Consider the following 11,354-nt stretch of genomic DNA (forward strand, 5'->3'; position numbering starts at 1 on the left):
CGAAGTTGATTTGCTCTTTGCGCGGCATCGACCACACTGGGCGCATGATCCGCCTGCTGCTTTGCCTTTCGCTCGTCTTCGGGCTCCTGTCATCCCCCGCCGCCGCGCAGGCGGCGCAAGCGGCGCAGGACAAGCGCTGCGTGCCGGATGGGCCCTGCATCGCGCTCGACAGCTACATCCCCGATGTCTGCGCCGCGATCGAGACGCTGGCCCGGCGCAACGCGCTCGATGTCGGGTTCTTCGCGCGGCTCTTGTGGCGCGAGAGCCTGTTCGACGCGGGCGCGGTGAGCCCGGCAGGCGCGCTGGGCATCGCGCAGTTCATGCCCGGCACCGCCAAGCTGCGCGGGCTGGCCGACCCGTTCGACCCGGCGCAGGCGATGGCGGCCTCGGCGGCCTATCTCGCCGAGCTGGCCGAGCGCTTCGGCTCGCTCGGGCTAGCCGCCGTGGCCTATAATGCGGGCGAGGCGCGGGCCGAGAAGTTTCTCGCGGGCAATGACTGGCTGCCCGGCGAGACGGAGGCCTATGTGCAGGCGATCACCGGCCACGCGGCGCTGGAATGGCGCGACGCCCCGCCCGAGAAGCTGGACCTCGCGCTCGCGCCCGGTCGGCCGTTTCGAGAGGCCTGCATGGAGCAGGCCGAGGGGCGCAGCATCGCGCAGTTCCGGGTGACGGTGCCGATCCTGCCATGGGGGGTGATTCTCGCCTCCGCCCCGGCGCGCGGCGCGGTGGAAAAGCGGTTGGCGCAGATTCGGCGGCAGGCGGGCGGGGTGATCGGCGGCGAAGAGGTGGCCTTTACCCGGTCTCGCCTGCCGGGCCGGCCGGGGCAGCGCCATGTCGCCCAGATCGGGCGCGACAGCCGCGCCGATGCCGAGGCGCTTTGCGCCCGGCTGCGCGCGCAGGGTGCGGCCTGCATGGTGCTGAAGAACTAGCGCAGCGCCCGGCCCTTGAGAATCGCCGCCGCGCCGAACCTCGCGCGGATCGCATCCGCCGCCCGCTCGGCCCGCTCGCGCGCGGCGCGGCCCGGATCGAGCAGGTCGGCCTCGCCGGGCGCGGTGGCGGCGTCCGACAGATCCGACAGCCCGACCCCCAGAAGCCGGTAGGCGCCGCTCTCGCCGCGCGCGTCGAACAATCCGCGCGCGGTGCGATAGAGCGTGTCGGCGGTCTGGGTGGGGCTGCGCAGCGAGAGCCGCCGCGACAGCAGCGTGTGATCGGCGCGCTTGAGCTTGAGTGTCACGACCCGACCGACGAGGTCCTTCGCCTTGGCGCGCGATGAGACCTTTTCGGCCATGCGCCAGATATGACCGTCGAGGATCTCGGGATCCTTCGTGTCGGCCTCGAAGGTGGTCTCGTTGGAGATGCCCTTGACCGGCTCATGCGCCGTCACCCGCCTGCGATCCTCGCCGCGCGCGAGATGCCAGATGCGTTCGCCCAAGCCACCGAAGCGGCGGACGAGATCCGACAGCTCCCAGCGCAGCACGTCCTCGAAGGTCCTGATGCCCACCGCGTCGAGCGCGGCCTGCGCCTGCGGCCCGACGCCCCAGATCAGCCCGATCGGCTTGGGGCGCAGGAGGTCGATGGTCTCAGCCTTGCCTATCACCGAAAAACCGCGCGGCTTGTCGAAATCGCTCGCCATCTTGGCGAGGAACTTGTTGTGCGACAGCCCGATCGAGCCGGTGAGGCCCAGCGTGTCCTGCATCCGTCGCGTCAGCCGCGCCAGCATCACGGCGGGGGGCGCGCCGTGCAGCCGCTCTGTGCCGGTGAGGTCCATGAATGCCTCGTCGAGCGAGAGCGGTTCGACCGCCGGGGTCATCTCCTCCATCATCGCGCGGATCGCGCGGCTGGCCTCGGTGTAGGCTTCGAATCTGGGCTTCACCACCACCGCGTCGGGGCACAGCCGGAGCGCCTGGAACATCGGCATGGCCGATTTCACGCCGCGGATGCGCGCGAGGTAGCAGGCGGTGGAGACGACACCGCGCCGCCCGCCGCCGACGATGACCGGCTTGTCCACCAGCTCGGGATTGTCGCGCTTTTCGACGCTGGCGAAGAAGGCGTCGCAATCCATGTGGGCGATGGACAGGGTCAGCAGTTCGGGGTGGGATGTGACGCGCGGCGACCGGCAGGCCGGGCAACGTCTGCCGGCCTCGAAGACATGACAACAGGCGCGGCAAAGGGCTGGCATGACGGTATCTTACAGCGCCGGCGAGGGCAGGGAAAGCTTCGACGGCGCGAAAGCGGCGCTGTTCATCGGGCCTCGCCTGCTCGTGATCCGGCGCGACGATCGGCCCGGCATCCCCCATCCCGGCGCTCTGGATTTCCCCGGCGGTGGGCGCGAGGAGCGCGAGACGCCGGAACAGACGCTGGCGCGCGAGATGCGCGAGGAGGTCGGGCTGGAGATGGGCCGGGCCGAGATGCTGTGGCGGCAAAGCTTCGACGGCGCCACCCGGCCCGGCCTCGTCTGGTTCTTCGTGCTGCGCATGGGGGCGGGGGCCGAAGCCGAGATCCGCTTCGGCGATGAGGGGCAGGGCTGGGCCCTGATGACGCCCGAGGCGTTTCTGGCCGCGCCCGACGCGATCCCGGCGCTGCAGGCGCGGCTCGGGCTCTGGCAGGCGCTCTAGCGAAACCGCGTCAGCAGATCGCGCGCCCCGTCGAGCAGGAGCGAGGCGTCGATGCCGACGGCGGTGAAGCGGGTGCCGCGCGCCATGCAGGCGCGGGCGAACTCCGCGTCGAGCGTCAGGATGCCCGCGGGCACGCCGATCGCGCCGAGCCGGTCGATCGCGCCCATGATCGCCTCGACCACCTCGGGGTGGTCCTGCCGCCCCGGATGACCGAGGCTCGCGGCGAGATCGGCGGGGCCGATGAACACGCCGTCGATGCCCTCGACCTGGGCGATCTCCTCGAGCCGGTCGAGCGCGGCCCTGGTCTCCACCTGCACCAGCACGCAGGTCTCCTCATGCGCGCGGGCCATGTAATCGCCGATCCGGCCATAGCGCGTCGCCCGGTGCAGCCCGGCGACGCCGCGCATGCCGACGGGCGGGTAGCGTGTGGCGGCGACGGCGGCGCGCGCCTCCTCGGCCGATTGGACATAAGGGATGAGCAGTGTCTGTGCGCCGAAATCCAGCAGGCGCTTGATCAGGACGGGATCGTTCCAGGCGGGGCGCACCACGGCGGAGGTGCCGGGCTCGGCGGCCATGGATTGCAGCGCGGGCAGCACGTCGGAGATGTCGGTGGGCGAATGCTCGGTATCGATCACCACCCAGTCATAGCCCAGCCCCGAAAGCGCCTCGGGCACCAAGGGCCCGCTGATCATGTTCCACAGCCCGATCTGCTGGCGGCCTTCGCGCAGGGCCGCCTTGAAGCGGTTCTTCGGGTTTTCCATGTCGCACTCCCTCGCTGCGCGGCGCTTTGCCGATCCGCCGGGGCCGCGATGCGGCGAAGGATCGGCGCGATTCCGGGCGGTTGCAAGCATGGGGGTGGAAATGTCACGTATTTCTGCCGAACCTGCCGAAACCCGTGCGGTCTCCACTGGCGGAACACAACGGCATGCCGTATGTTTCGTATAGGAAACGGTCCTGCCGGGAGAGAGCGGGACGGTCCGCCGCCGAAGGAGCAGTCGCGCGCCCTGCGATCTCTCAGGCAAAAGGACCGGCCGGGCCGCATATATTCCGGAGAGAGGCCGCGAGGCCCGCCGAAGGGGAAAGTCGCGCAAGGCAGGAGGCCTCCGCGCGGCGAAGCTCTCAGGCACCAGGGACGGAGGGGGCGCGTTGGAGCAGGCATCATGCCGCATTACGCCGTTCTCGGAGCCGGGATCACCGGCATCACCACCGCCTATTCCCTGCTGAAGCGGGGCCACGAGGTCACCGTCTTCGACCGCCAGCGCTATGCGGCGATGGAGACGAGCTTTGCCAATGGCGGGCAGCTCTCGGCCTCGAACGCCGAAGTCTGGAACCGCTGGGCCACCGTTCTCAAGGGCACGAAGTGGCTCCTCAAGCCCGATGCGCCGCTTTCGGTGAACCCCAAGCCGAGCTGGCACAAGCTGAGCTGGATGGCCGAGTTCCTCGGGCAGATCCGCAATTACGAGGCCAACACCATCGCCACGACCAAGATGGCGATCGCCGCGCGCGCGGGTCTCAAGGAGATGGCCGAGACGGCGGGGGTCGATTTCGACTTCTCGCCCGCCTCGATCGTGCATTTCTACCAGACCGAAAAGGACTTCGCCGATGGCCGTCGGGTCAACAAGCTGCTGGCGCAGGGCGGGCTCACGCGCGACGAGCTGTCGCCCGAGGAGGTCCGCGCCCTCGTGCCGCAGCTGACCGGCCCGCTGACCGGCGGCTTCGTCACCCGGAGCGATTCCACCGGCGACATCCACAAGTTCACCTTCGGCATGGCCGAATGGCTGGAAGGGCAGGGCGTGCGCTTCCGCATGGGCCACGCGGTCACCGATGTCGCGGCGAAGGATGGCGGCGTCATCGTCACCACCGACGAGGCGCACCGCTTCGACGGGGTGGTGGTCTGCGCCGGCGTCGGCTCGCGCGAGATCGCCGCCAAGCTGGGCGACCGGGTCAACATCTATCCCGTGAAGGGCTACTCGATCACCGTGAACCTGCGTGACGCGCAGAGCCGGGCGGCGGCACCCCATGTCTCGCTGCTCGACGACAACGCCAAGATCGTGACCTCGCGGCTGGGCGAGGACCGGTTCCGCGTCGCCGGCACCGCCGAGTTCAACGGCTACAACCGTGACATCCGCGCCGACCGGGTGAAGCCGCTGGTCGACTGGGTCGAGCGGCTGTTTCCGGGCATCTCGACCGAGCATTGCGTGCCCTGGGCCGGTCTGCGGCCGATGCTGCCCAACATGATGCCCAAGGTCGGTCCGGGCCGCGCGCCGGGCGTGTTCTACAACACCGGCCACGGCCATCTGGGCTGGACCCTTTCGGCCGCGACCGCCGAGGCGCTGGGCGAGACCGTGGGCGCAGGGCCGGTGCGCCGCGATTTTAGCGCGGCGCTGGTGCAGGCGGCCTGACCCCGCAAAGGTCTGAGCGATGAAAGGCCCGCCGGATGGCGGGCCTTTTCATGTCGTGGCTGGCGGAAGGCTCAGAGATGCGACCAGAGGGAGGCGCCGCTGTCGGACATGCGCATCGCGTGGCGGGTGAGGCTGGCGCGGACATGACCGGCATCCATGTCGATCGGCCCGGCAACCTGGCAGGGATAGCGATAGGTCGTGCCGTTGCGGTCCACGTCCACGCGGGCCTCGAAGGCCCCGAGTTGGGCATTGTAGCGCACGTCGCCGAGTCTGATGGTCTGCATTCGAGTGGCCTCCGCTGCTCGCTTGTTCTGGATCGTCAACCACAAAGATGCGATTTCGGTTCCCTGTGGCGGCGAAGACTCGAAAACTATTCTTCTCGCGGGCCGTGAGGCCTAGCCCTTGTGGGTGCCGGCCTGCGGTGCCCCGATCTCTCGGGTGATGGCCTGTGCCGCGGCGCGGGGGTTTTCCGCCTGCCAGACCGGGCGGCCGACCACCACGTGATCTGCGCCCGCCGCGATCGCCTGCGCCGGCGTCATCACCCGCTTCTGGTCTCCGAGCGCGGCACCCGCGGGCCGCACGCCCGGCGTGACGATCAGCTTGCCCTCCGCCTGCGGCAGCGCCCGGATCATCGCCGCCTCCTGCGGGCTGGCGATGACGCCGCAGGCCCCGGCCTCGAACGCGCGGGCGGCGCGCTCCACCGCCATTTCCGCCAGATCACCCGCGCGCATCATGCCTTCGTCGAGATCGGCGCGGTCGAGCGAGGTGAGGATCGTCACCGCGAGGATCTTGGTCTCCTTGCCGCCCGCGCCCTCGCGCGCGGCGCGCACCACATGCGGATCGCCATGCACGGTCAGGAAATCGAGGTCGAACTGCGCCAGCCCGCGCACCGCCGCCTCGACCGTGGCGCCGATGTCGAAGAGCTTCATGTCGAGAAAGATCCGCTTGCCGCGCTCGTCCTTCAGCTCGCGCGCCAGCGCCAGCCCGCCGCCGGTGAGCATCCCCAGCCCGATCTTGTAGAACGACACCGCGTCGCCGAGCTGATCGGCGAGCGCGAGCCCCGACAGCGCGTCGGGGCGGTCGATGGCGACGATCAGGCGGTCATCGGCGGGAATGGCGGTCATGGCGAGCTCTCCGGGCAGCAAAGGGGTCGCGCGCTTTTGGCGCGGCGGGGGCGCGCGCGTCAAGCATGGGGGCCGGGAACGCGGACCGGGCACGGGCGCGGGAACGCAGGCGGCGGGGCGGCGTTGCGCCTGCAAAGGGGGCGCTTGCCCCGTGCAAGGAGACAGACATGGCCCACAAGCCCCGCAGTTCGCGCCGCGCGCTGATCTACGTGATGATCCCGATGGGATTCGTCCTGCTCGTCATCTTTCTCGTCATCGGCGGCTGGTTCCGCGCCGAGGAGGCCGAGGAGTTCGAAACCGCGCCGCTCGAGGTGCCGAGCCAGAGCCCCGACATCATGGGCGAGACCGGCGATGCCGAACCCGACGACGCGATCATCGACGACGCGCTGACCGACGCCGCCGAGCCGCAGACCCCCGACGACAATGTCCGCCCGAGCGTGGCCGACAGCGACAGCGACGAACTCGGCGAACCGCAATTCGACAATGTCGATGATGATGGCGGTCTCGACCCGGTGCCGCCCTCGGAATGACCGGCGCAAGCCGTTGATAACATGGCCGCCGGCACTGCGCCCGGCGGCCATTTTGCATGCTGTGATACTTGCGCAACGCCGATCCGCCCCCCATCTCTTTTCCCGGAGGCCCGAACCGGGACGCGCCGCCAGAGCGGGCGTCTTTCCAGCGGGCGCTTTGACCAAGGAGAGACAGATGAACCTCGAAAAGTTCACCGAACGCTCGCGCGGCTTCATTCAGGCCGCGCAGACCATCGCAATGCGCGAAAGCCACCAGCGCCTTGCGCCTGAGCACCTGTTGAAGGCGCTCATGGACGACGAAGAGGGGCTTGCCGCCAATCTCATCACCAATTCGGGCGGGGATGCCGCGCGCGTGCGCGAGGCGGTGGAGGCCGCCGTCGCCAAGCTGCCCAAGGTGTCGGGCGATGCAGGCCAGACCTATCTCGACCAGACCACGGGACGGGTGCTCGACGAGGCCGAGAAGATCGCGAAGAAGGCCGGCGACAGCTTCGTGCCCGCCGAGCGGATTCTCATGGCGCTCACCATGGTGAAATCGAAGGCCAAGGAGGCGCTCGACGCGGGCGAGGTGAGCGCGCAATCGCTCAACACCGCGATCGAGGCCGTGCGCAAGGGCCGCACCGCCGACAGCGCCAATGCCGAGGAAGGCTATGACGCGCTGAAGAAATACGCGCGTGACCTGACCGAAGCCGCCGAGCAGGGCCGGATCGACCCGATCATCGGCCGCGACGAGGAAATCCGCCGCGCCATGCAGGTGCTGTCGCGCCGCACCAAGAACAACCCGGTGCTAATCGGCGAGCCGGGCACCGGCAAGACCGCGATCGCCGAGGGGCTGGCGCTCAGGATCGTCGATGGCGACGTGCCCGAGAGCTTGCGCAACAAGCGGCTGATGTCGCTCGACATGGGCGCGCTGATCGCCGGTGCGAAGTATCGCGGCGAGTTCGAGGAGCGGCTGAAGGCGGTCCTGAAGGAGATCGAGGCCGCGGCGGGCGAGATCATCCTGTTCATCGACGAGATGCACACCCTCGTCGGCGCGGGCAAATCCGACGGCGCGATGGATGCGGCCAACCTGATCAAGCCCGCTCTGGCGCGCGGCGAGCTGCACTGCGTCGGCGCGACCACGCTCGACGAGTATCGCAAATACGTGGAGAAGGACGCGGCGCTGGCCCGGCGATTCCAGCCCTTGATGGTCGAGGAGCCGACGCCGGAGGACACGATCTCGATCCTGCGCGGCATCCGCGAGAAATACGAGCTGCATCACGGCGTGCGGATCTCGGACTCCGCCCTCGTGGCGGCGGCGCAGCTGTCGCATCGCTACATCACCGACCGCTTCCTGCCCGACAAGGCGATCGACCTCGTCGACGAGGCGGCGAGCCGTCTGCGCATGGAGGTCGACAGCAAGCCCGAGGAGCTCGACGCGCTGGATCGCTCGATCCTGCAGATGCAGATCGAGGCCGAGGCGCTCAGGCGCGAGGATGACGACGCCTCCAAGGAGCGGCTCGCCAGGCTCGAGGAGGAACTCGGCGCGCTGACCGAGAAATCCGACGCGATGACGGCGAAGTGGCAGGCCGAGCGCGACCGTCTCGAAGGCTCGCGCACGCTCAAGGAGCGGCTCGACCGCGCCCGCGCCGAGCTTGATATCGCCAAGCGCGAGGGCAATCTCGCCAAGGCGGGCGAGCTCTCCTACGGCGTGATCCCGCAGCTCGAACGCGAGCTGAAGGCGGCCGAGGACTCGGATGACCCGCTGATGGTCGAAGAGGCGGTGCGGCCCGAGCAGATCGCCGAGGTGGTGGAGCGCTGGACCGGCATCCCGACCTCGAAGATGCTCGAAGGCGAGCGCGAGAAGCTACTGCGCATGGAAGAGGAGCTGGGCCGCCGCGTGATCGGCCAGCACACCGCCGTCCGCGCGGTCGCCAACGCCGTGCGCCGGGCGCGCGCCGGGCTCAACGACGAGAACCGGCCCTTGGGCTCCTTCCTGTTCCTCGGGCCCACCGGCGTCGGCAAGACCGAGCTGACCAAGGCCGTGGCCGAGTATCTCTTCGACGACGATCAGGCGATGGTGCGCATCGACATGTCGGAGTTCATGGAAAAGCACGCGGTCGCCCGGCTGATCGGCGCGCCTCCGGGCTATGTCGGCTATGACGAGGGCGGCGTGCTGACCGAAGCGGTGCGGCGCAGGCCCTATCAGGTGATCCTGTTCGACGAGGTCGAGAAGGCGCATCCGGACGTGTTCAACGTGCTCTTGCAGGTGCTCGATGACGGGGTGCTCACCGACGGGCAGGGGCGGCGCGTCGATTTCAAGCAGACGCTGATCGTGCTGACCTCGAACCTGGGCGCGCAGGCGCTCAGCCAGCTGCCCGACGGGGCGGATGCGGGCCGCGCCAAGCGCGACGTGATGGACGCGGTGCGTGCCCATTTCCGGCCCGAATTCCTCAACCGGCTCGACGAGACGATCATCTTCGACCGGCTGGGCCGCGAGGACATGTCGGGCATTGTCGAGATCCAGCTTGCCCGGCTCGAAAAACGGCTGGCGGGGCGCAACATCACGCTCACGCTCGACGAGCCGGCCAAGAAGTGGCTGGCCGAGGAGGGCTACGACCCGGTCTTTGGCGCGCGGCCCCTCAAGCGGGTGATCCAGCGGGCGCTGCAGGACCAACTCGCCGAGATGATCCTCGCGGGCGACATTCGCGACGGTCAGGAGGTGCAGGTCAGCGCCGGGGCCGAGGGGCTGATCGTCGGCGACAGGGTCTCGGATACCGGCCGGCCCAAGCCCGAAGGCGCCGTGCTGCACTGAGGCAAGGCGTCCTTTTGGCAGGGCAGGGCCCCGGCGGAGCGATCCGCCGGGGCCTTTTCACGTTACACCGCGTCAACGCATCGTGACGCCTGCAACATGGTGTCTGCCGCCAACGTGCCTAGATTGTTCGAAGACGCAGAGGAGACACCGATGGCCCATCGCTGGACGAACGACCTGACCCGCGCCGACGCGACCCCGCGCGGATTGTTCCTCAACCGCCGCCAGATCATGGCCGGAATGGGGGCAGGGGCGCTGGGGGTGGGCGGTCTGGCGGGCCGGGCCGGTGCGCAGGAGGCGCTGGAGCCCAACAGCTTCGAGGAAATCACCACCTACAACAATTTCTACGAGTTCGGCACCGGCAAGACCGACCCGGCCAAGAACGCCGAGGCGCTCGACATCGCGGACTGGACCGTCACCATCGACGGCCTCGTCGACAACCCGGGCACCTATCCGCTCGCCGAGCTGATCGGCGGCCTCGCGGTCGAGGACCGCATCTACCGGCTGCGCTGCGTCGAGGCCTGGTCGATGGTGGTGCCGTGGCAGGGGATCGAGCTCAAGGACATCCTCGACCGCGCGGGCGTGCAGTCGGGGGCGCGCTACGTCGCCTTCGAGACGGCGGTGCAGCCCGAGAACATGCCCGGCCTGCGTCGCGGCGTGCTCGATTTCCCCTATGTCGAGGGGCTCAGGCTCGACGAGGCGATGCACCCGCTCACCATCATGGCCACCGGCCTCTATGACCGGCCGATGCCCAAGCAGAACGGCGCGCCGATCCGGCTGGTGGTGCCGTGGAAATACGGCTTCAAGTCGATCAAGTCGATCACGCGCATCTCGCTCGTCGAGCAGCAGCCCGCCACGACATGGAACGACCTCGCCCCGTCCGAATACGGCTTTTTTGCCAATGTGAACCCCAACGTGGACCATCCGCGCTGGAGCCAGGCGACCGAGCGGCGCATCGGCGGCGGGCTGTTCTCCTCGCGGCAGGACACGCTGATGTATAACGGCTATGACGAGGTCGCCGCGCTCTATGACGGCATGGATCTCGAGGCGCAGTTCTGATGGCCCGCCCGACCGCCACGGCGCAGCGGATCAACGGCGCGCTGCGCCATGTCCCCGCCTGGACGCTCTATCTGATCGGCGCGGCATGGATGGCCTTCCTGTTCTGGCAGGCGCTCACCGGGCGGCTGGGGGTTGAGCCGATCAACGCGCTTGAGCGCGAATATGGCGATGTCGCGCTCAAGCTGCTGGTGGCCGGGCTCGCGGTGACGCCGCTGATGAAATACGCGCGGATCAACCTGATGAAGTTCCGCCGCGCCATCGGCCTTCTGACCTTCTTCTTCGTGCTGGCGCATTTCTCCGTCTGGGCGCTGCTGGACGTCCAAAGCCTCGGCCGGGTCTGGGCCGATATACTCAAGCGCCCCTATGTCACCATCGGCATGATCGCCTTCCTCGGGCTGATTCCGCTGGCGCTGACTTCGAACAACTGGTCGGTGCGCAGGCTCGGGCGCAACTGGCGCCGCCTGCACCAGCTGGTCTACGGCATCGCGATCCTCGGGGCGGTGCATTACATCTGGCTCGCCAAGGGGTTCCAGATCGAGCCGCTGGTCTATCTCGGCCTCATTCTCGGGCTTCTGGCGACTCGGATTCGCTGGAAGCGGCTGCTGCCCGCGCGGTGGGCGGAGGCCTGAGAGCGGCGCGCCACGCCCGGCATCCGGGTGTGTTTCCGGATATTGCGGCAAGGAGAAGTGGCGAGCTCGACAAACCTCGCCGGAGGGCCCGCGAGCGCAATCTCCTGCCGGTTCCGCGATCGATGTGAAAAATGTCGATTTAGCGCTTGCGGCCCCGAAACGCTTTCCCTAAATAGCCCCTCACCGGCGGCGCAGAGATGCAGCGTC

General features: G+C 68.8%; 11 protein-coding genes and 1 riboswitch. Of the genes, 7 read left to right on the forward strand and 4 right to left on the reverse strand.

Annotated features, from left to right (window positions below; all coding sequences use genetic code 11):
* Positions 1-44: 44 nt before the first annotated feature.
* A complete protein-coding gene (locus CJ301_RS11245; RefSeq protein WP_099277379.1) occupies positions 45-929 on the forward strand; it encodes a lytic transglycosylase domain-containing protein in 885 nt (294 codons plus the stop codon).
* Here the strand turns inward: CJ301_RS11245 and CJ301_RS11250 are convergent.
* The gene (locus CJ301_RS11250) at positions 926-2,179 is read right to left on the reverse strand and encodes a DNA polymerase IV (RefSeq protein WP_099277346.1); all 1,254 of its coding nucleotides are present in this window, start codon (positions 2,177-2,179) and stop codon (positions 926-928) included. The two genes, CJ301_RS11245 and CJ301_RS11250, sit on opposite strands and share 4 nt — an antisense overlap.
* Here CJ301_RS11250 and CJ301_RS11255 point away from each other — a divergent pair.
* Positions 2,178-2,615, forward strand: coding sequence for an NUDIX domain-containing protein (locus CJ301_RS11255; protein WP_099277348.1), 438 nt, complete (start codon positions 2,178-2,180; stop codon positions 2,613-2,615). The two genes, CJ301_RS11250 and CJ301_RS11255, sit on opposite strands and share 2 nt — an antisense overlap.
* On the opposite strand, the gene CJ301_RS11260 is transcribed toward CJ301_RS11255, so the two are convergent.
* Positions 2,612-3,376: an HpcH/HpaI aldolase family protein gene (locus CJ301_RS11260; RefSeq protein WP_099277350.1), complete on the reverse strand. Its 765-nt coding sequence runs from the start codon at positions 3,374-3,376 to the stop codon at positions 2,612-2,614. The genes CJ301_RS11255 and CJ301_RS11260 overlap by 4 nt on opposite strands.
* Positions 3,377-3,563: 187 nt before the next feature.
* Positions 3,564-3,655, forward strand: a riboswitch (glycine riboswitch).
* 120 nt (positions 3,656-3,775) lie between these two features.
* Between CJ301_RS11260 and CJ301_RS11265 the strand changes: the two genes are divergently transcribed.
* Positions 3,776-5,017, forward strand: coding sequence for a D-amino acid dehydrogenase (locus CJ301_RS11265; protein WP_099277351.1), 1,242 nt, complete (start codon positions 3,776-3,778; stop codon positions 5,015-5,017).
* 71 nt (positions 5,018-5,088) lie between these two features.
* On the opposite strand, the gene CJ301_RS11270 is transcribed toward CJ301_RS11265, so the two are convergent.
* Together CJ301_RS11270 and pyrF are read right to left on the reverse strand one after the other, a co-directional pair.
* On the reverse strand, positions 5,089-5,301 hold the full coding sequence (locus CJ301_RS11270) for an orotidine 5'-phosphate decarboxylase (protein ID WP_099277353.1): 213 nt from the start codon (positions 5,299-5,301) through the stop codon (positions 5,089-5,091).
* Positions 5,302-5,412: 111 nt separating this feature from the next.
* Positions 5,413-6,141 carry an orotidine-5'-phosphate decarboxylase gene (pyrF, locus tag CJ301_RS11275; RefSeq protein ID WP_099277355.1) on the reverse strand — a complete coding sequence of 243 codons (729 nt, stop codon included), beginning with the start codon at positions 6,139-6,141 and terminating at the stop codon, positions 5,413-5,415.
* Between the two features lie 167 nt (positions 6,142-6,308).
* Here pyrF and CJ301_RS11280 point away from each other — a divergent pair, with 167 nt between their 5' ends.
* The 4 genes from CJ301_RS11280 to msrQ all read left to right on the forward strand — a co-directional run bounded on the left by CJ301_RS11280 (position 6,309) and on the right by msrQ (position 11,147).
* A complete protein-coding gene (locus CJ301_RS11280) occupies positions 6,309-6,671 on the forward strand; it encodes a hypothetical protein (protein WP_099277357.1) in 363 nt (120 codons plus the stop codon).
* 175 nt (positions 6,672-6,846) lie between these two features.
* Complete coding sequence (clpB, locus tag CJ301_RS11285; RefSeq protein ID WP_099277359.1) at positions 6,847-9,462, forward strand: ATP-dependent chaperone ClpB; 2,616 nt, start codon at positions 6,847-6,849, stop codon at positions 9,460-9,462.
* A 150-nt stretch (positions 9,463-9,612) separates the two neighbouring features.
* Complete coding sequence (msrP, locus tag CJ301_RS11290; RefSeq protein ID WP_099277361.1) at positions 9,613-10,518, forward strand: protein-methionine-sulfoxide reductase catalytic subunit MsrP; 906 nt, start codon at positions 9,613-9,615, stop codon at positions 10,516-10,518.
* On the forward strand, positions 10,518-11,147 hold the full coding sequence (gene msrQ, locus CJ301_RS11295; RefSeq protein WP_099277363.1) for a protein-methionine-sulfoxide reductase heme-binding subunit MsrQ: 630 nt from the start codon (positions 10,518-10,520) through the stop codon (positions 11,145-11,147). Before msrP ends, msrQ begins: the two co-directional genes overlap by 1 nt.
* Positions 11,148-11,354 lie beyond the last annotated feature (207 nt).

It is taken from the genome of Limimaricola cinnabarinus (assembly GCF_002723615.1).
Classification (GTDB): domain Bacteria; phylum Pseudomonadota; class Alphaproteobacteria; order Rhodobacterales; family Rhodobacteraceae; genus Limimaricola; species Limimaricola cinnabarinus_B.